Genomic DNA, 23,439 nt, shown 5'->3' with positions numbered 1-23,439 from the left:
CTCCTAGATGCTCAGGCCTGCTCCGTCACGGCTTCGCCCTTTTCCTTGACGCCAATCAGCGTGGAAACGAATTCATCCAGAGCGGCAGCCTCGTCCCTGCTCAACCGCAAGCCCTGTTTAGTGCGCCGCCAGAGAATATCCTCCGCCGCGAAGGCCCATTCGTGCTCCACCAGAAAGCGCACTTCGCATTCATAAAGCGTGCCGCCGAAGTGTCGGCCGAGGCCGGAAACATCGGTGGCGGCTCCGAGAAGTTCCGCCGCCTTGGTGCCGTAGTTTCTGACGAGCCGCTCGGCATGGCGACGGTCGAGGAATGGATAGCTGCGCTGAAGCGACAGTACCTGGGCATCATATTTCTCGACACCGAAGTCGCCGCCCGGCAGATACGAGCCCGCCGTCCAGGGCTTGCCCTTTTCGCCGATGGCTGCGCCGATTTTTTCCAGAGCATGTTCCGCCAGCCGCCGGTAGGTGGTCAACTTGCCGCCGAAAATATTGAGCAGCGGCGCTTCGCCCTCTGCCTCTTCAACCTTGAGTACATAGTCGCGCGTGGCTTCCTGCGCCTTTGAAGCGCCATCATCGAAAAGCGGGCGCACGCCGGAATAAGTCCAGACGATATCATCCGGCTTCACCGGCTCGCTGAAATATTCGCTGGCGGCATTGCAGAGATAGGAAATCTCTTCCTCGGAGATGCGCACCTTGGCCGGGTCGCCCTTGTAGTCGCGGTCCGTGGTACCGATCAGCGTGAAATCTTGCTCATAGGGAATGGCAAAGATGATGCGGTTGTCCGGGTTCTGGAAGAAATAGGCGCGCGGATCGGAAAACTTCCTCCGCACGATGATGTGGCTGCCCTGCACGAGACGAACATTGTGCACATCGTTGCGGCCGAACACGCCGGACAGCACGTTATCCACCCATGGGCCGGCGGCATTCACCAGCATGCGCGCTCTGTGCGTGGCTGAACGGCCGGTCTTTTCGTCCAGCGTCTCGATAAACCACACGCCACCTTCGCGCCGTGCGGAAACGACCAGCGTGCGGTTCATAATCGTCGCACCGCGATCCGCCGCGTCACGCGCATTCAGAACCACGAAACGGGCATCGTCCACCCAGCCGTCGGAATATTCGAAAGCCTTCGCAAAGACCGGCTTCAGAGGTTTGCCCGCCGGGTCTTTCCGAAGATCGACCGTGCGCGTCGGCGGCAAAAGCTTGCGGCCGCCGAGGTTGTCATAAAGAAAGAGGCCAAGCCGGACCATCCATGCCGGACGCACGCCGCCCTTCTGGAGCGGCAGAACGAAGCGCATGGGCCAAATGACGTGCGGGGCCATGGCCCACAGAATTTCACGCTCCATCAAGGCTTCGCGCACCAGACGAAACTCATAATGTTCGAGATAACGCAGGCCGCCATGGATGAGCTTGGTGGCTGCCGAAGACGTACCGGAGGCAAAATCGCCCTTTTCCGCAAGCGCCACGGAATAGCCCCTACCCACGGCATCGCGGGCAATGCCGCAACCATTCACGCCACCGCCGATGACAAAAAGATCGAATATGTTTTCGCCGGACATAGGGCCTCCCAAGACAGCGCCGGGGACCATTTCCCCCTACGTTGAAAGATTATTGTCATAAAAACGAAAACAAAACGAATGTCAAAAGAAAACAAACGAAACCCATGTTTCCAGCACAAGCGAACGGCAACTGCCGCCGGTGAATCACTTCGCCAGCGTGTTTCGGGATGTCGTACGGGGTCTGTGTTTCAGACGTGTGTCGGAGTGACCTGCTCAAGCTCGTAAAGCACGCCGCCCATATCCTTTGGATGCAGGAAGAGAACGGGATTGCCATGCGCGCCGATCTTCGGCTCGCCATCACCTAAAATGCGGATGCCTTTTTGGACGAGATCGTCTCGCACGGCCAGAATATCCGGCACCTCAAAGCACAGATGATGCGTGCCGCCACCCGGATTTCTTTCGAGGAAGGCGGTAATCGGGGAGTTCTCTCCAAGCGGATGAAGAAGTTCGATCTTGGTATTGTCAGCCTGAACGAACACCACTGTCACGCCGTGTTCGGGCAGGGATTGCGGCTCGGAAACGTGAGCGCCAAGCGCCCTGTATCGCGAAACGGCGGCATTAAGATCGGGCACGGCAATGGCGACGTGGTTCAATCTTCCGAACATGGCGGTATTCCTCTCACGCGTTGCGCCGGATGCCTTCGAGCAGATCGAGAACCTTGTTGGCCGCATCCATGACATTGGTGCCGGGTCCGAAAATCGCCGAAACGCCGTGATCGAGCAGGAACTGATAATCCTGGCGCGGAATGACGCCGCCGACGACGACGATGATGTCCTGGGCACCCTTCTGCTTCAGCGCCTCGACCAGCTGCGGTGCGAGCGTCTTGTGACCTGCGGCAAGCGACGACATGCCGACCACATGCACCTTGTTCTGAACCGCAAGATCGGCTGCCTCGGCAGGCGTCTGGAACAGTGGCCCGGCCAGCACAGCGAAACCGATATCGCCAAAGGCCGACGCGATAACCTTCGCGCCGCGATCATGCCCGTCCTGCCCGAGCTTTGCGACCATGATGCGCGGTTTGACGCCGAGTCGCTCTGCCACGCCGGAAAGCCGCGTTGCGAGCGTGGCAAGCTCCGGCTCGTCCTTGTAGGCCTCGCCGTAAATATCCTCCACCACTTCCGGCACGGCAACGTAGTCGCCGAAGACGGCACGCAGCGCATCGGAAATCTCGCCGACGGTGGCGCGGGCGCGGGCGGCGACGACTGCCGCCTCGAGAATATTACCCTTGCCGCTGCGGGCAATTTCAGACAATGCCGCCAGCGCCTTCGAGACGTCCCCGCCGTCGCGGCGACGTTTGGTGTCCTCAAGGCGGCGGATTTGCGCGGCGCGTACGGCGGCGTTGTCGATATCGAGAACGTCGATATCCTCTTCGGTTTCCAGACGGTAGCGGTTGACGCCGACGATAACTTCCTCGCCCTTGTCCACCGCCGCCTGCCGACGCGTGGCCGCCTCCTCGATCAATCGTTTGGGCAGGCCTCCCGCCACCGCTTTGGTCATGCCGCCAAGCGCCTCCACCTCCTCAATCAGCGCCCAGGCTTTTTGCGCCAGTTCATCCGTCAGGCTTTCGACGTAGTAGGAACCGGCCAGCGGATCGACGACCTTGGTGACGCCGGTTTCGTGCTGGAGAATGAGCTGGGTATTGCGGGCGATGCGGGCGGAAAATTCTGTCGGCAGGGCAATGGCTTCATCAAAGGAATTGGTGTGCAGCGATTGTGTGCCGCCCAGCACGGCGGACATGGCCTCGAAAGCGGTGCGGACAATGTTATTGTAAGGGTCCTGCTCCTGAAGAGACACACCGGATGTCTGGCAATGGGTGCGCAGCATGAGCGACGACGCCTTTTGCGGCTTGAACTCTTCCATGATGCGCGACCAGAGGAAGCGTGCGGCGCGCAGCTTTGCGGCCTCCATGAAGAAATTCATGCCGATGGCAAAAAAGAACGACAGGCGGCCAGCGAAATCATCGACATTCAGTCCCTTGGCAAGGGCGGCCCGCACATATTCCCGCCCATCCGCCAGCGTGAAGGCAAGCTCCTGCACCAGCGTGGCACCCGCCTCCTGCATGTGATAGCCGGATATCGAAATGGAGTTGAATTTCGGCATCTCTTTCGCCGTATATTCGATGATATCAGCAATGATACGCATCGAAGGCTCGGGCGGGTAGATATAGGTGTTGCGGACCATGAACTCCTTGAGAATGTCGTTCTGGATGGTGCCGGAAAGCGCGGCACGCGAGACACCCTGCTCCTCCCCAGCAACGATGAAATTGGCGAGCACCGGAATGACGGCCCCGTTCATAGTCATGGAGACGGAGACCTTTTCGAGCGGTATGCCATCGAACAGGATTTTCATGTCCTCGACGCTATCGATCGCTACGCCCGCCTTACCGACATCGCCTTCAACGCGCGGGTGGTCGCTGTCATATCCGCGATGGGTGGCAAGATCGAAGGCGACCGAAACACCCTGTTGACCGGCGGCAAGCGCCTTGCGGTAAAAGGCGTTGGAGGCTTCGGCAGTCGAAAAACCGGCATATTGGCGAATGGTCCATGGCCGCCCGGCATACATGGTGGCGCGCGGGCCGCGCGTGAAGGGCGCAAAACCCGGCAGGCCGTCGAGATGTGAAACCTTTTTCAGATCATCGGCCATGTAAAGCGGTTTGACGTCTATGCCTTCGGGCGTATGCCAGACGAGTGCATCCGGTGAACGCTTCAGCTCCTTTTCGGCAAGCTGCAGCCAATCCCGCACCGTTTTTTCACCCGACATGCATATCTCCCCTTCTGCATTTCATTTTCAGTACTGTGACTGGTGATCGTGACCGAAATCCAGCCTACCCCGTAACCCGCTCCGCCCCTCATCCGTTCCTCAAAAACGGTATCAAGCCCTATTCAAATTCGAGGATGACCTCATCCACGGCGAGGCTGTCGCCCGGCTTTGCCGACACTTTGGCGACCCGGCCGCGTTTTTCCGCACGCAGGATGTTTTCCATCTTCATTGCCTCCACCGTCGCCAGCGCCTGACCGGCTTCCACCTCGTCCCCCTCGCCAACCGAGATCCCGGTGATGACGCCCGGCATCGGGCAGAGCAACAGTTTCGACGTATCGGGCGGCAGCTTTTCCGGCATCAGCAGCGCCAGTTCCGCCACGCGCGGGCTGCGCACATGGGCGAGAACATCCATGCCGCACCAGCGCAGGCGAACCGCCGCACCGGCAAGATCGACCTTGGCGGCGATCACCTCGCCCGCCACCGTGAACAGGCCAAGGCTGCGGCCGGGAAGCCAGCCGGTATCGACCGTCAGCGCAGCACCATCCTCAAAACGGATTGCCATGCCTTCAGCACCGGTTTCCACGCTGACGCTTCGACGGGATTGACCAAGCGAAACCACCCAGTCCTGACCGACAATGCGACGATGATTGCCGATGGTACCGGAAATTTCGACCGCACGGTTTTGAAGCCGCTGGTGGATAACGGTGGCGATGGCTGCAAGCTTGCGCGCGGAGGCCTCATCCGGCTCGACCCCGGAAAAGCCCTCCGGAAATTCCTCGGCGATAAAACCCGTCGTCAGACGGCCGGCCCGAAAACGCTCGTGCTGCATGACAGCCGAGAGGAACGGCAGATTGTGGCCGATGCCCTCCACTTCGAAACGATCCAGCGCCTGCCCCATGGCATCGATGGCGGTTTCACGATCCTTGGCCCAGCTGCAAAGCTTGGCGATCATCGGATCGTAATACATCGAGATTTCGCCGCCTTCGAAGACGCCGGTATCGTTGCGGATCACGGTGCCGTTTTCCTGCTCGCCCTCTTGCGGCGGACGATACCGCGTCAACCGGCCGATGGAGGGCAAGAAATTGCGATAGGGGTCTTCGGCATAAAGCCGGCTTTCGATTGCCCAGCCGTTCAACTTTATATCGGCCTGCCCGAAGGACAGCTTTTCGCCTGATGCCACGCGGATCATCTGCTCGACCAGATCAATGCCTGTGACGAGTTCCGTTACCGGATGTTCCACCTGCAGGCGCGTATTCATTTCCAGAAAGTAGAAATTGCGCTCGCCATCGACGATGAATTCCACCGTTCCGGCCGAATGGTAACCGACTGCTCTCGACAGAGCCACGGCCTGCTCGCCCATGGCCTTGCGCGTTGCCTCATCAAGAAAGGGCGATGGCGCTTCCTCGATGACCTTCTGGTTGCGGCGCTGGATCGAGCACTCTCGCTCGCCAAGGTAAAGGATATTGCCGTGTTGATCGCCCAGCACCTGAATTTCGATATGGCGCGGCTGGGTGACGAATTTCTCGATGAAGATGCGGTCGTCCCCAAAGGAAGATTTCGCCTCGTTTTTTGACGACTGGAAACCCTCGCGCGCCTCCGCATCGTTAAAGGCGATGCGCATGCCCTTTCCGCCGCCGCCGGCCGAGGCCTTGATCATCACGGGATAACCGATCTCGGAGGCGATCCTCACCGCCTCATCTGCATCCCCAATCAGCCCCATATGGCCGGGCACGGTGGAAACACCGGCTTCCGCCGCTAGCTTCTTGGAGGTGATCTTGTCGCCCATGGCCTGGATAGCGCCGACCGGCGGGCCGATGAAGATCACACCCGCCTTCTCCAGCGCCTCGGCAAAGGCAGCGTTCTCCGACAGGAAGCCATAGCCGGGATGCACCGCATCAGCCCCGGTCTTCTCGATCGCAGCAAGGATTTTATCGATGACGATATAGGACTGCGACGAGGGCGCCGGACCGATATGAACGGCCTCATCCGCCATCTTCACATGCAATGCGTTGGCATCAGCATCCGAATAGACTGCAACCGTCGCAATGCCCATCTTCTTTGCCGTCTTGATGACCCGGCAGGCGATCTCGCCGCGATTGGCGATGAGGATTTTCTTGATCATTTGCCATCGCCTTCCGCAGCGTCGTTTTCAATCGGCACCAGATACGCAGCAGGGACCGCGTCGGTCAGCCAGACACCGTTGTCGGCCTGATAAAAGCTGTGGCCATCGGTAAACATCCGACCGGTATCAACGATCAGAATGGCAGGTTTTCCGTGCCGCTGGCCGACCGCATGTGCCGTCACGCTGTCTGCCGAAAGGTGAACCTGCTGCCGGCTGCCCGGTCGCAATCCTTCCTGCAGGATAGCATCGAGGAAACGTGTCGCAGTGCCATGGAAAAGCTGCGGCGGCGGTTCGACAGGAGCTCTACCAAGATCGACCTTTACTGAATGCCCCTGCGCGGCCCGGATGCGGTGCCCATCTTCCGAAAGGGTGAAACGCTTCTTGTCGCTTTCGGCAACGGCCGCACGCAGGCCGGCCTCGTCGAGCAGCGTGCCACTCGCATTTGCTTTTGCCAATAGATCTCCGACATCCGCCCAACCCTGAGCATCCAAGGTAAGCCCGATGCTTTCGGGCGCATGTCGCAGAACATAGCTCAGGAATTTGCTGGTGGCCGTCGACATTGAATTTCATTCCCTATTGGCGGATGACAGCACACTCAAATCTCGAAAAAATTCTCAAACGATTCCGGGAAATTCTGCCGGGCGACGCGCTCGTCGATGACAAGCATCGCCTGGTAGGAAAGCGGATCGAAATTCTTTTCCGCCGGCAAGACCTCGCGGCCGAACAGCAGGCTGAGGCGGGCAGCGTCGAGATTACCGCGCTCGAACGGCTCGGGACCAAAATGGTGCCAGAGCGAGTGCAGGAAGGCCGCATCGATGCGGTGTTCCTTGGAATCGTCCCGCGCCCTTCGAGGTATCATCTTGATGGGCGTTACCCCTTTTGGATTGGCGCGGCGGATGGTGAACTGGATGCCCGTGCTCGGCATGCCGGAGGGAAATCCCTTGTGTTTCGTCATTTCGGGCAGGTTCGCCATCTTTTGTCCTTCCAGAAGCATTTCCATTAAAAGCGGGTCCGCTTTTACGTCCGGATATGCGTAAATTCAAATAATTAGAGCGCTTTCATGGTCCCATTAGAACCAGAAGCGCTCTAGTCTTTTCGTTATGCCTTGCCGATTTTGTCCTGCGTCTTCTGCTCGAAGTCGGAGGCATCGTGGCGTTCATGCAATTGTTCGGACGGATCGCCCGAGGTTTTATTGACGATCACGCCGCGCTTGACCGCAGGGCGTTCGCCGATTTCAAGCGTCCAGCGCATAAGGTTCTTATAACCGGCCGCTTCAAGGAAAGCACCGGCATCGCCATAAGCCTGGCCGAGCGCGATCTTGCCGTACCAGGGCCAGACGGCCATGTCGGCAATCGTATATTCCGAGCCCGCCAGATAACGGTTATCGGCCAGATGACGGTCAAGCACGTCAAGCTGGCGTTTAACTTCCATGGCGTAACGGTCGATAGCATATTTGATCTTGATCGGGGCATAGGCGTAGAAATGGCCGAAACCGCCGCCGAGGAAGGGGGCGGAGCCCATCTGCCAGAACAGCCAGTTCAGCGCCTGCGTGCGGGCATTGCCCTCTTTCGGCAGGAAAGCGCCGAATTTTTCCGCGAGGTAAACGAGGATCGAGCCGCTCTCGAAAACCCGGGTCGGCTCGGGCGTCGAATGATCCATCAGCGCCGGGATCTTGGAGTTCGGATTGACGCCGACAAAACCGGAGCCGAACTGGTCGCCTTCGCCGATCTTGATCAGCCAGGCATCATATTCGGCGCCCTTGTGGCCAGCGGCCAGCAATTCTTCCAGCATGATCGAGACCTTCTGACCATTCGGCGTCGCCAGCGAATAAAGCTGCAACGGATGTTTGCCGACCGGCAATTCCTTGTCATGGGTGGGACCGGCGATCGGGCGATTGATATTGGCGAACTGGCCGCCATTGCCCTTGTCCCAGGTCCAGACCTTGGGCACTTCATATCCGGCGGGAAAATTATCTGCGGAGGAGTTCTCGGCCATAAAAATCAGTCCTTGTGCGTTTCGGGAGGGCACCGAAGGTCGGGCGCCTGAACATCATTATAGTAAGGTGGCCAAAGTATTTTTCCAGCCCCAGAGCAGGTCAGAGCGGAATAGTATCGTGCTTTTTCCAGTGGGTTTCGACGTTCTTGCCTCGCAGCGAGGCAAAGGCACGGGCGATGCGGCGGCGCGAGGAATGCGGCATGATGACCTCATCGATGAAACCACGCTCTGCCGCCACGAAGGGATTGGCGAAACGCTCCTCATATTCCCTTGTGCGTGCGGCGATCTTGTCCGGATCGGAAAGCTCCGAGCGATAGAGGATTTCCGCTGCCCCTTTTGCGCCCATGACAGCGATTTCCGCAGTCGGCCATGCATAGTTCACATCAGCGCCGATATGTTTCGAGGCCATCACGTCATAAGCGCCACCATAGGCCTTGCGGGTAATCAGCGTCACCATCGGAACCGTCGCCTCGGAATAGGCAAACAGCAGTTTCGCGCCGTGCTTGATGACGCCGCCATATTCCTGCGCCGTTCCGGGCAGGAAACCGGGCACATCCACCAGTGTCAGCAGGGGAATGTTGAAGGCATCGCAGAAGCGCACGAAGCGGGCGGCCTTGCGTGAGCTGTCAATATCCAGACACCCGGCCAGCACCATCGGCTGGTTTGCGACGACGCCTACCGTCTGGCCTTCCAGACGCATGAAACCGGTGATGATGTTTCTGGCAAACGCCTCCTGCAACTCGAAGAAATCGCCCTCGTCGGCGAGCGCATGGATCAGTTCCTTCATATCGTATGGCTTGTTGGAACTGTTGGGGATCAGCGTATCAAGGCGCGCTTCCAGCCGTGCGGGATCGTCATGAAAAGGCCGGACCGGCGGTTTTTCCCGATTATTCAGCGGCAGGAAATCGAACAGCAGGCGCACATGTTCCAGCGTCTCGATGTCGTTTTCGTAGGCGCCATCGGCAACGGAGGATTTTTTGGTGTGTGTGGAGGCGCCGCCCAGCTCTTCCGCCGTGACGATCTCGTTGGTCACGGTCTTCACCACATCCGGCCCGGTTACGAACATGTAGGAGGTGTCGCGCACCATGAAGATGAAGTCGGTCATGGCAGGCGAATAAACGGCACCACCGGCACACGGCCCCATGATGACAAAGATCTGCGGCACGACACCGGAGGCGATGACATTGCGCTTGAAAACGTCGGCATAACCTCCGAGCGAAGCAACGCCTTCCTGAATGCGCGCGCCGCCACTGTCGTTGAGGCCAATCACGGGCGCGCCGTTGCGCACGGCCATATCCATAATCTTGCAGATTTTCTGGGCATGGGTTTCCGACAGCGAACCGCCGAGCACGGTAAAATCCTGGGAAAACACATAGACCTGCCGGCCGTTGATGGTGCCCCAGCCGGTAACGACGCCATCGCCCGCCACCTTCTGTTCGGCCATGCCGAAATCCACCGCCCGGTGGGTAACGTACATGTCGTACTCTTCGAAGGAACCTTCATCCAGCAACACATCGATGCGCTCGCGCGCCGTCAGCTTGCCCTTGGCATGCTGCGCCTCAATGCGCTTGACGCCGCCGCCGAGCCGCGCTTCGTCGCGGCGCGTCTGCAATTGCTCCAGAATGCTGGGCATGTTTCCTCCATGCGTTTCCTCAAAATCAATAGCTTAGAAAACATTCGCCTAGAAGCCTTGATCGTGCGCGTATGCGTGCCATAAATATTTGCAATATTTAATTTTGCAAAGTTGCAACATGGCGACGGAAAAGCTCTTCATCGGCCGCAAGGTCCGCGGCCTTCGCGAAAACGCCCGCGCCACGCAGGCGCAGTTTGCCGAACGGCTCGGCATTTCGGCGAGTTATCTGAACCAGATCGAAAACAATCAGCGACCCGTTTCCGCCAGCGTTCTTGTGACGCTGGTGGAAAAATTCCAGCTCGACGTGACGGAACTGGCAACCGGCGAAAACGACCGGCTGGTTTCCGCTGTGCGCGAGGCCCTGAAAGACCCGCTGTTCCTGAATTACGAGCCCGGGCTGCAGGAGCTGAAGCTGATTGCGCAGAACGCACCGGGTTTTGCGCATGCGCTTTTGCGCGCCCACCAGGCCTACCGGCAAAATAGTGAGCAGCTGGTGCAGCTGGATGACAGGCTGGGGCGGGGAACCGCGCAGGTGGAGAGAACACCTTACGAAGAGGTCCGCGATTTCTTCCACTTCGTCGACAATTACGTTGCCGAGATCGATCTTCTGGCGGAAGAACTTGCATACGAACTGGAGATAGAGGGCGGCGAGACCTATGGCATTCTCGCGGCCCATCTACGCAGCCGCTTCGGTGTCCACATCACCAGAACGGAGGCGGCGGGCGGATTGATCCGGCATTTCGATCCGGCCGGCAAAACGCTGGCGCTCAGTTCCTACATGGCAGCACCGACCCGCTGTTTTCAGCTTGCGCTTCAGATCGCCCAGCTTCATGCGGGAGCAACGGTGGACAGAGTGCTGGCCGGCGCCGGTTTCCGCAGCGCCGAAGCCGCGGAAATCTGTCGCATCGGCCTTCACAACTATTTCGCCGCCGCGCTGATCCTGCCATATGGGCAATTTCACCGGGCCGCGCAGGAATTGCGCCACGATCTGGAACTTCTGGCCGTGCGCTTCGGCGCGAGCCTTGAACAGGTGGCCCACAGGCTCAGCACCTTGCAACGCCCTGGTCAGAAAGGCGTGCCGATCTTTTTCGCGAAGATCGACCGTGCCGGTAACATCACCAAACGCCACAGCGCCACAAGGCTGCAATTTGCCCGTTTCGGCGCGGCCTGTCCGCTCTGGAACATCCATCAGGCCTTCGAAAGCTCCGACAGGATCGTACGCCAGCTGGCGGAAACACCTGACGGCGTGCGTTATCTTTCCATCGCCACGCAGATCGAAAAAGCCGGCGCCGGTTTCAACACGGACAGGCCACGTTATGCCATCGCGCTCGGCTGCGAAATTTCCCATGCGCAGAATTTCGTCTATGCCGATACGCTCGATCTCACCAATACCTCGTCTTTCAAGCCTATTGGCGTTTCCTGCCGGGTCTGCGAAAGGGTGGAGTGCGTTCAGCGCGCCGTGCCCCCACTGAAACGCAAACTACACTTCGATCATCTGTCACGCGGGGCCTTGCCGTACCGGATCGCAGACTTCTAGCGCCGCGCGATCATATCAGGGCAGCGGCACCATCGCGCGCCGCATGATATTTGCATAGTAGCCCCAGAACAGCCGGGCGGCGACGGAGCGCCAGGGCGTCCAGAGTTCCGCGCGCGCCGCCAGCCATTTCGCATCCGGCCGTGCCTCGAGCGAAAGCGCGTGGCCCACCGCAGCCCGCAGCGCCACGTCGCCAACCGGAAAAATATCGGGGTGGCCGCCGCAGAACATCAGATAGACTTCCGCCGTCCACGGGCCGATGCCGCGAAGCGCCACCAGCTCCGAAAGGGCAACATCTGCTTCCTTGCGACTGACGGCATCAAGATCGATGCGGCCATCCGCAACCGCGTGCGCCAACCCTTCCAGCGTTGTTGCCTTGGCCCGGGAAAGGCCGAAAGTGGCGCGCAATTCTTCCGGCACCGCCAGATAGTTTTCCGCCGTCACCGCCCCGCCTGTGCCGGCAAGGATATGCACCCATATGGCGTTGGCGCTGGCGCGCGACACCATCTGCGACACGACGATATGGGCAAGGCCCGCAAAGCCGGGCTCGTGAATACGCAACTCCAGCGGACCGGCTTTTTCGATAATAAGGCTGAGAGCCGGATCGAGGCGGGCAAGATGCGCCAGACCTTCGCTGATATCGTCAAGGCCCCTGATGATTTTCATGTCTGCACAGCCCATATTCACGTTGGCCCGGCACCGGGTGGCGAGGCGCTTCAAAACATGGCAGAAGAAACCATGCCTTCGCCCGTCCGTCAAAAACCGGTTTATCGTTTTGCGCCAAGCCCCAATGGCGCCCTGCATTTGGGCCATGCGCTTTCCGCTTTTCTGAACCACGATATGGCGCGGGAAAACGGTGGCCATTTTCTGCTGCGCATCGAAGATATCGACCAGACGCGGTGCACTCCGGAGCTGGAGCAGGCTATCTATGATGATCTTGGCTGGCTGGGACTGGAATGGGAAAAGCCGGTGCGGCGGCAATCGGAGCACTTCGATGAGTATCGCACAGCACTCGACAGGCTGGTCGAGGCCGACCTCGCCTATCCCGCCTTCTTAAGCCGGGGTGAGACGAAAGCCATTGTCAGGGCCTTTGAGGCCGAGGGAAGGCTCTGGCCGCGCGATCCCGACGGCGCGCCGCTTTACCCGGCAACAGATCGGCAAAGGCCGCAGGCGGAACGGGCCGAACTTCTGGCATCGGGTAGGCAACATGCCTGGCGGCTCGACATGGAGAAGGCGGTCCGCACCTTGCGCAGCAAGCTGTTCTGGCGCGAGAGCGGCGACGGGCAGACCAGGGAAATCGAAGCTTTGCCGGCGCTCTGGGGCGATGTGGTGCTGTCGCGTTCCGACGCCCCCTCCAGCTATCATCTTTCCGTGGTGTTGGATGACGCGCTGCAAGGCATCACCCATGTGGTGCGCGGCATGGATCTGTTTAACGCAACCGCCATTCACCGGCTGCTGCAACAATTGCTGGACCTGCCGCCACCCGCCTATCACCACCACCGGCTGATTTTGGGTGCTGATGGGCGCAAGCTTTCGAAAAGCGAAGGCAGCACCGGCCTTTCCGCGCTTCGGGCGGAAGGAAAAACGTCGTCAGATATCCGCCGGCTTGTCGGGCTCCTCTAGCACCTGCTCGCGGCGCGCACTGTTGCCGCCGATATTGCGGCGGATGATCTGCCGGACCTTGTATTTCATCAGAGCGGCATTCACCTCCGCACCCAGCATGAAGATGACACCCACCATGTAAAGAAACACCAGAACCACCATCACCGAGGCCAGACCGGCATATGTGGCGGCATAATTAGCGAAGGTGGAGAGGTAATAGGCAAAGATCGCCGCGCCGATGACCCAGAAGATCATTGTCAGCAGAATGCCGGGCCAGACATCCCAGATGCGGCGTTTGCCGGCCGGAAGCCACAGATGCGCCGCCACCAGCCCGACCGTCAGCACGACGATGGTGCCGTAAAGACCGAGGCTGGAAACCGTGTTCAGCGCATCCGTCAGCCAGGGAAACCGCTGCTCGGCAAAGGACGTTGCGACCGGCACCGCAACAAGCACGATGCTGATGCCGGTAAAGACCACCACTGCGATCAACACATAAAGCAGACTGAGAAGACGGGTGATGTACCACCAGCGCGTTTCCGTGACGCGATAGGCGCGGTTGAGCGAGATTCTGAGCGCCTCGACGCCGTTGGAGGCAAAATATGCCGCCGCCAGTACCGAAATTGTCAGCAGTCCGCCGCGCGGAATGGTCAGGACCTGCTGCACCTGCGCGGCAAGCGGACCTGCGATCGCTTCCGGCCAGGTGTCAAAAATCAGATGCACCGCCGTCTCGGAAAACTGGTCAGCCCCCAGAAAACCGGCCAAAGCCGTGCCGAAAATCAGGAACGGGAACAGCGCCAGCAGGATGGAAAGCGCCATGTGGCTCGCCATCGCCCAGCCGTCATCCTCGGCAAAATGAGAATAGGCATCGAAGGCAACCTTGCCTGCCAGGCGCACTGCGGCAACCATGTCGCCTCCATTCATCGGCATTTCATTTGTAACTTCGCCCCGAATATGGGAAGTCAGCTCTACTTTGTACAGCGCACAAGCCCGCCTTTCGGTTCCCGCAGGCATACAGATTTTGCGCAATACAATTTTCACAGGCCGGACCATCGGGCCAGCACAACATTCGGCTTTCCGGAGCGGCATAGATGCCTGAAAAACCCGTCATCATAATTACCGGATGTTCCTCGGGCATCGGAGCCCATTGTGCCGGCACGCTTCACCGCGACGGCTGGCGGGTGTTTGCCACCGTGCGCCGCATCGTCGATATGGCCGCGCTCGAAAATCAGGGCATAGAAACCCTGATCATGGATTATACCAAGCCCGAAACCATCGCGGCTCTCGTGGATACGGTTGCGGCCAGAACCGGAGGCCGCATCGATGCGCTGTTCAACAATGGCGCCTATGGCCAGCCGGGCGCGGTGGAGGATTTGCCGGTGGAAGCGCTGCGGCAGCAATTCGAAACCAACGTCTTCGGCTGGCACGATCTGACGCGGCGGGTCATTCCCTTCATGCGCAAGCGTGGTTCCGGACGCATCGTGCATTGCTCCTCCATTCTCGGCCTAATTCCCTATCGGTATCGCGGCGCCTATACCGCATCGAAATTCGCCATCGAGGGCCTTGGCGTCACGCTGCGCATGGAACTTCAGGGCAGCGGCATCCATGTGAGCCTGATCGAACCGGGACCGATCACGTCGAAATTCACCACGACGGCCCTTGCCCACGTCAGGGACAAGATCGATCTGGAAAACTCGGCGCATGCGGTGGAATACAAGCGTCAGCTGGCGCGGATGGATGGGTCCGGCCCGGTCAACCGCCACAAGCTTGGCCCCGACGCCGTTTATGCCGTGCTGAAACACGCCCTGACCGCCGCAAAGCCAAAACCGCATTATCCCGTCACCGTTCCCGCCAAACAGGGGCTGTTGCTGAAACGGCTCTTGCCTGCCGGACTGTTCTATCGTCTGCTGCGCAGATTCGATTGAGGAGGAGTACCCCCTAAATGTCCGGCTTCACCACCGTTCTGGCCCTTATCGTCATGGGCCTCGTTGTCATCGTGCTGATACGAGGCCTTTTCAACATGCTGAAGGGCCAGGACGCCAACCGTTCCAACAAGCTGATGCAGCTTCGCCTTCTGTTGCAGGCCATCGCCATCGTGCTCATCATGCTGACCCTGTGGCTCACCGGCGGCGGACGCTGACATGGTGAAGCTGAACAAGATCTACACCCGCACCGGCGACAAGGGCACGACGGCGCTGGTGTCCGGTCCCCGCCGCCTGAAGCACGATCTTCGCGTCGAGGCCTATGGCACGGTGGACGAAACGAATTCGGCGATCGGCGTGGCGCGGCTGCATACCGCCAATACTGATATTGCCAGCATGGAAAAGCTGGATGCCATGCTGTTCCGCATCCAGAACGACATGTTCGACCTGGGCGCCGATCTCGCGACCCCGGAAACCGACGAGCCGCCGGCCTACGAGCCGCTGCGCATTGTCGAGAGCCAGGTCACGCGGCTGGAAAACGAAATCGACGACCTCAACTCCTCACTTGAACCGCTGACCTCCTTCGTGCTGCCGGGCGGCAATGCGGCGGCGGCCAATCTGCATCTGGCGCGCACGATCTGCCGACGGGCGGAACGGCTCATAGTGGAGCTCTCGGTTGCTGAAAGCGAGATCGTCAGCCCGGAAGCGCTAAAATATGTCAACCGCCTGTCCGACTTCCTGTTCGTAGCCGCCCGTTTTGCCAATGATATGGGCAAGGCTGACATATTGTGGGTTCCCGGCAAGAACCGCTAAAATCGCGAGACAATCGCGCAACAGAAGGGCATTCGATGTTCATACCGCTGCACGATGCGAATTCCCTCAAACACATCCGGCTGCAATATGTCACGATCGGCCTGATCGTGGTCAATGTGCTGGTCTGGCTGTTCACCGGCGTGTTCGCCAGCGATGTGCAGGCCAATGCCGCAGCGCTCGGCCTCGGCTTCATTCCGGCGGTGGTGTTCGATTACGCCTATCTGGAACCCGCCTTGCAGGTGGTGCCGGATGATCTGACCGTCGTCACCTATGCGTTCCTGCATCTGGATTTCTGGCACATGGCAGGCAACATGCTGTTTCTGTGGGTCTTCGGCGACAACGTCGAGGACGCGCTCGGCCATTTCCGTTTCCTGATATTTTACATCGCCTGCGCCATAGCCGGCGCGCTGTTGCACGGCTTCGTCGCACCCATGTCGGAAGGGCCGCTTATCGGTGCATCAGGCGCTGTTTCCGGCGTCGTCGCGGCCTATTTTCTCCTGCATCCCAAGGTGCGCGTCTGGGTTCTGGTGTTCATGCGCATTCCGTTGCCCTTGCCTGCCTTCATTCCGTTGGCGCTATGGATCGGCCAGCAATTTCTGATGCTGGCACTTGGCCTTGAGGAAAATGTGTCCTGGGGGGCACATGTGGGCGGCATATTGGCCGGGGCTGTGATGGTAATTTTCATGCGCAGGCCGGACGTTCCCCTGTTCGACCGCACGATTGTTCCGCCAAGGGCGGCGCAGTTCAAGAATCCGTCGCAAACGGCGGGGTTGTCGCAAATCGAACGGGGCTATGACGGGAGCAGATGAGCCGTTGACGAAGAGATAAATTATTTACGTTAACGTCAACGTAAGGTATGCCTTGCGTGCATGTGATAATGAACATTGCTCCGTTGTATTTGCGGGAAAAATGCTTATCCATGTCGCCAACCTGTTTTTGGAGGTCCGCGCGGTCTTGTCGCCTCGCGGACAGGAGTTTGAGGAAAACCGCCGATGAAGATCCTTGTCCCTGTCAAACGAGTTGTTGATTACAACGTCAAGATCCGCGTGAAGTCGGATGGTTCGGGCGTTGAACTCGCGAATGTGAAGATGTCGATGAACCCGTTCGACGAAATCTCGGTGGAAGAAGCGCTGCGGCTGAAAGAAGCCGGCAAGGCCGAAGAAGTCGTGGTCGTGTCGATCGGCCCGGCCAAGGCGGAAGAAACGCTGCGCACGGCGCTCGCCATGGGTGCCGACCGCGCCATCCTGATCGAGACAGATGAAACGGTCGAACCGCTGGCAGTCGCCAAGCTGCTGAAGGGCGTGGCGGAAGCCGAGCAGCCCGGCCTCGTCATCGTCGGCAAGCAGGCTATCGACGACGACAGTAACCAGACCGGTCAGATGCTGGCCGCCCTTCTCGGCTGGGGCCAAGGCACCTTCGCCTCCAAGGTCGTACCGTCTGACGGCAAGGTCGCTGTGACGCGTGAAGTCGATGGCGGCCTGCAGACGGTCGAACTGAAACTTCCCGCTGTCGTCACCACCGATCTTCGTCTGAACGAGCCGCGTTACGCCTCGCTGCCGAACATCATGAAGGCAAAGAAGAAGCCGCTCGACAAGAAGACCCCGGCCGATTTCGGCGTCGATGTCACGCCGCGTCTGAAGGTGTTGAAGACCGAGGAGCCCACAGGCCGCAAGGCCGGCATCAAGGTCGGCTCGGTGGCTGAGCTGGTCGAAAAGCTCAAAGCCGACGGCGTCCTCTAAGGTTTCGGAAAAGGGAGATTACAACATGGCCATTCTTCTTCTGGCAGAACACGACAACGCAACCCTTTCCGACCTGACGGCGAAGACGCTGACGGCGGCAACGCAGATTGGCGGCGACGTCCACGTGCTCGTTGCCGGTTCCGGTGCGAAGGGTGCCGCCGATGCGGCAGCGAAACTGTCCGGCGTTGCCAAGGTTCTGCTTGCCGACGACGCATCCTATGCCAACGCGCTCGCCGAGCCGCTGGCGGCGCTGATCGTCTCGCTCAGCCCTTCCTATGACGTCATCATCGCACCGGCGACCGCTTCGGCCAAGAATGTCGCCCCGCGCGTCGCAGCCCTTCTCGATGTGGCCCAGGTCTCGGAAATCATCGAGGTCGTCAGCCCGGATACTTTCAAACGTCCGATCTATGCCGGCAACGCCATCCAGACGGTGCAGGCAAGCGACGCCAAGAAGGTCATCACCGTGCGCCCCACCGCGTTTGCGGCAGCCGCTGAAGGCGGTTCGGCACCGGTGGAAACCATCGGCGCTGCCGAGAACCCCGGCGTTTCTGTCTTTGTGTCCGACGCGCTCGCCTCTTCCGATCGTCCGGAACTGACCTCTGCGAAGATCATCATCTCGGGCGGTCGCGCACTCGGCTCCTCGGAAAAGTTCCGCGAAGTGATCCTGCCGGTTGCCGACAAGCTCGGTGCAGCCGTCGGCGCATCGCGCGCAGCCGTCGATGCGGGTTATGCACCGAACGACTGGCAGGTCGGTCAGACCGGCAAGGTCGTGGCACCGCAGCTTTACATCGCTGCCGGCATTTCGGGCGCCATCCAGCATCTGGCCGGCATGAAGGACTCGAAGGTCATCGTTGCCATCAACAAGGACGAGGAAGCGCCGATCTTCCAGGTTGCCGATTACGGCCTCGTTGCAGACCTGTTCGAGGCTCTACCGGAACTCCAGAAGGCTCTGTGATTTTAAGCCTTTAGCCAAAGGCGGCGCGTTTTTTGAACGCGCCGCCTTCTCTTTTTCGGCGATATGCGTAACATCGCCGCAAATGACGCAGATGAAATCCCATGAGGAGACCAGCATATGACCGCCCCCTTTAAAAACATCGGTATCATCGGAGCCGGTCAAATGGGTTGCGGCATCGCGCATGTTTCCGCCTTGGCCGGTTACAAGGTTCACATTTACGATCTTTCCAAGGACGGCATCGAAGCCGGCCTTGCCACGATCAACGGCAATCTTGCCCGTCAGGTCACCAACGGCAAGCTCTCCGACGACGCCCGCAAAGAAGCGCTCGCGCTCATCAGCGGTTCGACTGACGTCAACGATCTGGCGCCGATGGATCTGGTCATCGAGGCTGCTACCGAAAACGAGGAAATCAAACGCAAGATCTATGCGCAGATCTGCCCGGTGCTGAAGCCCGAAGCGCTTTTGGCCACCAACACGTCTTCGCTCTCCATCACCCGCCTTGCTTCCGCGACCGATCGTCCCGAACAGTTCATGGGCATCCACTTCATGAACCCGGTGCCGGTGATGAAACTGGTGGAGCTGGTGCGCGGCATCGCCACCAACGAAAAGACCTTCGACGCGGCAAAGGACTACGTGCGGACGCTGGAAAAAGCGATCACAGTTGCCGAGGATTTCCCCGCCTTCATCGTCAACCGCATCCTGCTGCCGATGATCAATGAGGCGATCTACACGCTTTACGAGGGCGTCGGCTCGGTGGAAGCCATCGATACTGCCATGCGACTTGGTGCCAACCACCCAATGGGGCCGTTGCAGCTTGCCGACTTCATCGGTCTCGACACCTGTTTGTCGATCATGCAGGTGCTGCATGACGGGCTGGCCGACAGCAAATACCGCCCCTGCCCGCTGCTGGTGAAATATGTCGAGGCCGGCTGGCTCGGCCGCAAATCCGGCCGCGGCTTTTACGACTATCGCGGCGAGACACCTGTTCCGACGCGCTAAGGCGCAAGAGATATTCCTCTGATATCATGCGAGATGACGGGAGGGAAATCCCTCCCGCACTGGACAATTATTTAGCCTTCACTGCCGATACCAACGCCTTGGCATCTTCGCTGTCCCAGGCTGCCGGACCGTTCATGGCGGCAAGCAGGCAGCCTTTTTCGTCCAGAAGAAGCGTCGCGGGAAGGCCGAAAGCCAGCCCTTCCTTTTTCAGAACATTGAAGACGCCCATGGAGCTGTCGCGGTAAAGTTTCAGCGCGTCGATCTTGTATTCGTCCATGAAGGCTTTCGGTTTTTCGTCCGCGCCGGTGTCGATATTGACCGCAACAACCTCAAAGCCATCGCTGCCCTTTTCCTTCTCGAGTGCGTTCAGCGCAGGCATTTCCTCCCGGCATGGCACGCACCAGGTGGCCCACAGATTAAGGAGAACCGCCTTGCCCTTGAGATCGGCAAGCGACATGTCCGACCCTTGCGGACCCTTGAAGGACAGCGGGATGACGCGCGGCGTATCCGTGGCCGACATGGCCGCCACCTGGCCCTTCAGGAGGGGTTTCAGCGAGGCGATGCGGTTTGCCGCACCTTCACATAAACCGGCCTCGGCAACCGCTGCCCCTTGAACCGGGCTCTCAGACCCAATATGCCTGAACCAGACCGCACCCGCGCCGAACACGACACCGGCAACGGCAGCAATTGCAACCAATCTGGCGGAAGGAAGCCTGAACGGCCTTTTTTCTGTCATCGAATACTCCAGGGCACGCAGAACATGGCTGACGGCACAGATCAGAAATCCTCCAACCAGATGTGGGGCGGACGTTTCGCTTCCGGGCCATCAGCCATCATGGAAGAGATAAATGCCTCCATCGGCTTCGACAAGAAGCTTTATGCCCAGGACATCCGCGGCTCTATAGCGCATGCCACCATGCTGGCGGAAAAATGCATTATTTCGCAGGAAGATAAAGACAAGATCGTTCACGGCCTGAACACGATCCTGTCAGAAATCGAGGCCGGCAGCTTCGAATTCTCGCGCAAGCTCGAAGACATTCACATGAACATCGAGGCGCGACTTGCCACCCTCATCGGCACGGCGGCAGGGCGTCTACACACCGCCCGCTCGCGCAACGACCAGGTGGCGCTCGATTTCCGCCTCTGGGTCAAGGAAGAGCTGCAGAAGACGGAAGGCATGCTGACCGCGCTCATCGCCGCCTTCCTCGACCGCGCCGAGGAAAATGCCGATACGGTCATGCCCGGCTTCACCCATCTGCAGACGGCCCAGCCCGTCACCTTCGGCCATCATTGCATGGCCTATGTGGAAATGTTCGGCCGTGACCGCGCCCGCGTGCGTCACGCGATCGAACATCTCGATGAAAGCCCGATCGGTGCAGCAGCCCTGGCTGGCACCGGTTATCCTATCGACCGCCACATGACGGCAAAGGCGCTCGGCTTCCGCGAGCCGACCCGCAACTCCATCGACACCGTTTCCGACCGCGATTTCGCGCTGGAGTTCCTGTCGATCGCCTCAATCTGCGCCACGCACCTGTCGCGCCTCGCCGAAGAAATCGTTATCTGGTCGACGCCGCAATTCGGCTTCATCCGCCTGTCCGATGCCTTTTCCACCGGCTCGTCGATCATGCCGCAGAAGAAGAACCCCGACGCCGCCGAACTGGTGCGCGCCAAGACCGGCCGCATCAACGGCTCGCTGGTGGCGCTTCTGACTGTGATGAAGGGCCTGCCACTCGCCTATTCCAAGGACATGCAGGAAGACAAGGAACAGGTTTTCGATGCCGCCGAAAGCATCGAACTGGCCATTGCCGCCATGACCGGCATGATCCGCGACCTTGAGGTGCGCAAGGACCGCATGCGTGCGGCCGCTGGTTCTGGCTATTCCACCGCCACCGATCTTGCTGACTGGCTGGTGCGCGAGGCAGGCCTGCCCTTCCGCGACGCCCACCATGTGACCGGCAATGCGGTGGCACTGGCGGAAAAGAAGGGCTGCGATCTGGCCGATCTTTCGCTGGAAGACCTGCAGGCGATCCATCCGGCCATTACGAGCGGCGTTTTCGACGTTCTTTCCGTCGAGGCATCGGTTGCCAGCCGCACCAGTTTTGGTGGCACGGCTCCTTCCGAGGTCAAGAAGCAGATCGCCTGGTGGCGTGGACGCAACTGATAAAATCGCGTTACGCTGCGATCACAAGAAACAGGGTGCACAAGCGCCCTGTTTTTCGTTATCAGAGAAGCACATATTTCCTTTGGACAGGCTCATGCTTTCAAAAACCGCGCGCAAACTCATCGTTCCCATCGGCATGACGCTCGCCGTCAGTCTTGCTCTCAGTGCCTGCGGGCGAAAAGGCGATATTGACCCGCCAAGCACGCCGGTCGAAATGCGCAACAAGCGCAATGCCGACGGAACGGAGACAAAGCCGGCAACGGCGGAGCGGCCGTTCATCCTCGACAAGCTTCTCTGACGGGAAAAAGCCTGTGAACCATTTTGGCTATATCGACGGCGTGCTGCACGCCGAAAACGTGCCCGTGCCTGAGATCGCCAAGGCGGTCGGCACGCCGTTCTATGTCTATTCGACCGCGACGCTTGAGCGCCACTACAAGGTGTTTTCCGGTGCTTTCGCCGATGTGGACGCCATGGTCTGTTACGCCATGAAGGCCAATTCCAACCAGGCCGTTCTGAAGACGCTGGCAAAGCTCGGCGCGGGTATCGACGTAGTCTCCGGCGGCGAATTGCGCCGCGCGCTCGGCGCCGGCGTACCGGCAAACCGCATCATGTTCTCCGGCGTCGGCAAGACGGTGGCGGAAATGGATTACGCGCTGGAAGCCGGTATCTACTGCTTCAACATCGAATCCGAGCCGGAGCTTGAGGTTCTCAACCTGCGCGCCGTCAAGGCCGGAAAAAGGGCGCATGTGTCCTTCCGCATCAATCCGGATGTGGATGCGCGCACCCATGCCAAGATTTCCACCGGCAAAAAAGAAAACAAGTTCGGCATTTCCTATGAGCGGGCGCGTGCGGTCTATGCCCATGCCGCCACCCTGCCCGGCATCGAAGTCACCGGCATCGACATGCATATCGGCAGCCAGATCACCGAATTGCAGCCCTTCGAGGATGCGTTCCGCTTGCTGCGAGAACTGGTGGAATCCCTGCGCGCGGACGGGCACACGATCAGTCACGTCGATATCGGCGGCGGCCTCGGCATTCCCTACCGCGAGGACAATAATCCGCCGCCGCTGCCGGATGCCTATGCGCATATCGTCAAGAACGAGCTGAAGAGTCTCAACTGCAAGATCATCACCGAACCGGGACGCCTGATCGTCGGCAATGCCGGCATTCTGGTGACGGAAGTGATCTATGTGAAGGATGGCGGCGAAAAGAACTTCGTGATTGTCGATGGCGCGATGAACGACCTCATCCGCCCGACGCTTTACGAGGCCTATCACGGCATCCGCCCGGTCGTGCAGCCTGCGGTGGACGCCCCTCGCATCAAGGCCGATATCGTTGGCCCCGTTTGCGAAACGGGTGACTATCTGGCGCTGGACCGCGAGATGGCCGCACCGCAGCCGGGTGATCTGATTGCCGTCAGCTCAGCAGGTGCTTACGGCGCCGTGCAGGCAGGCACCTATAATTCGCGCCTGCTGGTGCCGGAAGTGCTGGTAAAGGGTGACAAGTTCCACGTCATCCGCCCGCGCGGAACCTATGAAGAGCTGATCGCTCTCGATTCCGTACCCGCCTGGCTCGATTGATCCGCCATTCATCCGGCTTGGTCGATCACAATTGAGCGAAGCTGCCTAAAAAATGGGGGTGAGCATCCGCT

23 protein-coding genes are annotated in these 23,439 nt (G+C 59.6%); 12 read left to right on the top strand and 11 right to left on the bottom strand.

The genetic code is table 11. The features are described 5' to 3' along the window. Window positions 1-11: 11 nt before the first annotated feature. The 8 genes from CRO62_RS09440 to CRO62_RS09405 form a co-directional block, all read right to left on the bottom strand. Window positions 12-1,556 (bottom strand): glycerol-3-phosphate dehydrogenase, encoded by a 1,545-nt coding sequence (locus CRO62_RS09440; RefSeq protein WP_097099969.1) that lies wholly within the window; start codon window positions 1,554-1,556, stop codon window positions 12-14. Window positions 1,557-1,744: 188 nt separating this feature from the next. Then, window positions 1,745-2,161: a methylmalonyl-CoA epimerase gene (mce, locus tag CRO62_RS09435; RefSeq protein WP_097099968.1), complete on the bottom strand. Its 417-nt coding sequence runs from the start codon at window positions 2,159-2,161 to the stop codon at window positions 1,745-1,747. A 13-nt stretch (window positions 2,162-2,174) separates the two neighbouring features. Then, window positions 2,175-4,316: a methylmalonyl-CoA mutase gene (gene scpA, locus CRO62_RS09430; RefSeq protein WP_097099967.1), complete on the bottom strand. Its 2,142-nt coding sequence runs from the start codon at window positions 4,314-4,316 to the stop codon at window positions 2,175-2,177. Between the two features lie 118 nt (window positions 4,317-4,434). Continuing rightward, complete coding sequence (locus CRO62_RS09425) at window positions 4,435-6,438, bottom strand: acetyl/propionyl/methylcrotonyl-CoA carboxylase subunit alpha (RefSeq protein WP_097099966.1); 2,004 nt, start codon at window positions 6,436-6,438, stop codon at window positions 4,435-4,437. After that, window positions 6,435-6,998 carry an RNA 2'-phosphotransferase gene (locus CRO62_RS09420; protein WP_097099965.1) on the bottom strand — a complete coding sequence of 188 codons (564 nt, stop codon included), beginning with the start codon at window positions 6,996-6,998 and terminating at the stop codon, window positions 6,435-6,437. The genes CRO62_RS09425 and CRO62_RS09420 overlap by 4 nt, the downstream gene beginning before the upstream one ends. Before the next feature lie 35 nt (window positions 6,999-7,033). Beyond that, window positions 7,034-7,411: a hypothetical protein gene (locus CRO62_RS09415; protein WP_013761770.1), complete on the bottom strand. Its 378-nt coding sequence runs from the start codon at window positions 7,409-7,411 to the stop codon at window positions 7,034-7,036. 125 nt (window positions 7,412-7,536) lie between these two features. Further along, window positions 7,537-8,433, bottom strand: coding sequence for a glutathione-dependent disulfide-bond oxidoreductase (gene yghU / locus CRO62_RS09410; RefSeq protein ID WP_003511310.1), 897 nt, complete (start codon window positions 8,431-8,433; stop codon window positions 7,537-7,539). Between the two features lie 100 nt (window positions 8,434-8,533). Continuing rightward, the gene (locus CRO62_RS09405; protein ID WP_097099964.1) at window positions 8,534-10,066 is read right to left on the bottom strand and encodes an acyl-CoA carboxylase subunit beta; all 1,533 of its coding nucleotides are present in this window, start codon (window positions 10,064-10,066) and stop codon (window positions 8,534-8,536) included. Between the two features lie 118 nt (window positions 10,067-10,184). Between CRO62_RS09405 and CRO62_RS09400 the strand changes: the two genes are divergently transcribed. Next, window positions 10,185-11,603 (top strand): helix-turn-helix domain-containing protein, encoded by a 1,419-nt coding sequence (locus tag CRO62_RS09400; protein WP_097099963.1) that lies wholly within the window; start codon window positions 10,185-10,187, stop codon window positions 11,601-11,603. A 15-nt stretch (window positions 11,604-11,618) separates the two neighbouring features. On the opposite strand, the gene CRO62_RS09395 is transcribed toward CRO62_RS09400, so the two are convergent. Beyond that, window positions 11,619-12,266 carry a DNA-3-methyladenine glycosylase family protein gene (locus CRO62_RS09395; RefSeq protein WP_097099962.1) on the bottom strand — a complete coding sequence of 216 codons (648 nt, stop codon included), beginning with the start codon at window positions 12,264-12,266 and terminating at the stop codon, window positions 11,619-11,621. 72 nt (window positions 12,267-12,338) lie between these two features. Between CRO62_RS09395 and gluQRS the strand changes: the two genes are divergently transcribed. Beyond that, on the top strand, window positions 12,339-13,223 hold the full coding sequence (gene gluQRS, locus CRO62_RS09390) for a tRNA glutamyl-Q(34) synthetase GluQRS (protein WP_179783995.1): 885 nt from the start codon (window positions 12,339-12,341) through the stop codon (window positions 13,221-13,223). Here gluQRS and CRO62_RS09385 read toward each other — a convergent pair. After that, window positions 13,191-14,108 carry a YihY/virulence factor BrkB family protein gene (locus tag CRO62_RS09385; RefSeq protein WP_097100445.1) on the bottom strand — a complete coding sequence of 306 codons (918 nt, stop codon included), beginning with the start codon at window positions 14,106-14,108 and terminating at the stop codon, window positions 13,191-13,193. The two genes, gluQRS and CRO62_RS09385, sit on opposite strands and share 33 nt — an antisense overlap. A 182-nt stretch (window positions 14,109-14,290) precedes the next feature. Here CRO62_RS09385 and CRO62_RS09380 point away from each other — a divergent pair, with 182 nt between their 5' ends. The 7 genes from CRO62_RS09380 (at window position 14,291) to CRO62_RS09350 (ending at window position 19,627) form a co-directional block, all read left to right on the top strand. After that, a complete protein-coding gene (locus CRO62_RS09380; RefSeq protein WP_097099960.1) occupies window positions 14,291-15,124 on the top strand; it encodes an SDR family oxidoreductase in 834 nt (277 codons plus the stop codon). Between the two features lie 17 nt (window positions 15,125-15,141). Beyond that, complete coding sequence (locus tag CRO62_RS09375; RefSeq protein ID WP_003497428.1) at window positions 15,142-15,339, top strand: twin transmembrane helix small protein; 198 nt, start codon at window positions 15,142-15,144, stop codon at window positions 15,337-15,339. Window position 15,340: 1 nt separating this feature from the next. Then, window positions 15,341-15,934 (top strand): cob(I)yrinic acid a,c-diamide adenosyltransferase, encoded by a 594-nt coding sequence (locus CRO62_RS09370; protein ID WP_097099959.1) that lies wholly within the window; start codon window positions 15,341-15,343, stop codon window positions 15,932-15,934. Window positions 15,935-15,969: 35 nt separating this feature from the next. After that, a complete protein-coding gene (locus CRO62_RS09365; RefSeq protein ID WP_097099958.1) occupies window positions 15,970-16,743 on the top strand; it encodes a rhomboid family intramembrane serine protease in 774 nt (257 codons plus the stop codon). Between the two features lie 183 nt (window positions 16,744-16,926). Further along, window positions 16,927-17,673: an electron transfer flavoprotein subunit beta/FixA family protein gene (locus CRO62_RS09360; RefSeq protein WP_097099957.1), complete on the top strand. Its 747-nt coding sequence runs from the start codon at window positions 16,927-16,929 to the stop codon at window positions 17,671-17,673. 25 nt (window positions 17,674-17,698) lie between these two features. Beyond that, on the top strand, window positions 17,699-18,628 hold the full coding sequence (locus tag CRO62_RS09355) for an electron transfer flavoprotein subunit alpha/FixB family protein (RefSeq protein ID WP_003511321.1): 930 nt from the start codon (window positions 17,699-17,701) through the stop codon (window positions 18,626-18,628). Window positions 18,629-18,745: 117 nt separating this feature from the next. Then, window positions 18,746-19,627 (top strand): 3-hydroxybutyryl-CoA dehydrogenase, encoded by an 882-nt coding sequence (locus CRO62_RS09350; protein WP_097099956.1) that lies wholly within the window; start codon window positions 18,746-18,748, stop codon window positions 19,625-19,627. A 67-nt stretch (window positions 19,628-19,694) separates the two neighbouring features. Here CRO62_RS09350 and tlpA read toward each other — a convergent pair whose 3' ends face one another. Beyond that, a complete protein-coding gene (gene tlpA, locus CRO62_RS09345) occupies window positions 19,695-20,363 on the bottom strand; it encodes a thiol:disulfide interchange protein TlpA (RefSeq protein ID WP_097099955.1) in 669 nt (222 codons plus the stop codon). A gap of 24 nt (window positions 20,364-20,387) precedes the next feature. On the opposite strand from tlpA, the gene argH reads away from it, so the two are divergent. The 3 genes from argH to lysA all read left to right on the top strand — a co-directional run bounded on the left by argH (window position 20,388) and on the right by lysA (window position 23,368). Continuing rightward, entirely contained in the window at window positions 20,388-21,788 is a 1,401-nt protein-coding gene (gene argH / locus CRO62_RS09340; RefSeq protein ID WP_097099954.1) for an argininosuccinate lyase, read from the top strand. A 94-nt stretch (window positions 21,789-21,882) separates the two neighbouring features. Further along, the gene (lptM, locus tag CRO62_RS09335) at window positions 21,883-22,086 is read left to right on the top strand and encodes an LPS translocon maturation chaperone LptM (protein WP_020809890.1); all 204 of its coding nucleotides are present in this window, start codon (window positions 21,883-21,885) and stop codon (window positions 22,084-22,086) included. A 13-nt stretch (window positions 22,087-22,099) separates the two neighbouring features. Beyond that, a complete protein-coding gene (gene lysA / locus CRO62_RS09330) occupies window positions 22,100-23,368 on the top strand; it encodes a diaminopimelate decarboxylase (RefSeq protein ID WP_097099952.1) in 1,269 nt (422 codons plus the stop codon). Window positions 23,369-23,439 lie beyond the last annotated feature (71 nt).

This window comes from Rhizobium sp. AN6A (assembly GCF_900215635.1).
In the GTDB taxonomy this organism is placed as follows: domain Bacteria; phylum Pseudomonadota; class Alphaproteobacteria; order Rhizobiales; family Rhizobiaceae; genus Agrobacterium; species Agrobacterium tumefaciens.
Note: the sequence above shows the minus strand (reverse complement) of the source record. Positions and strands in the feature narration are given on the sequence as shown.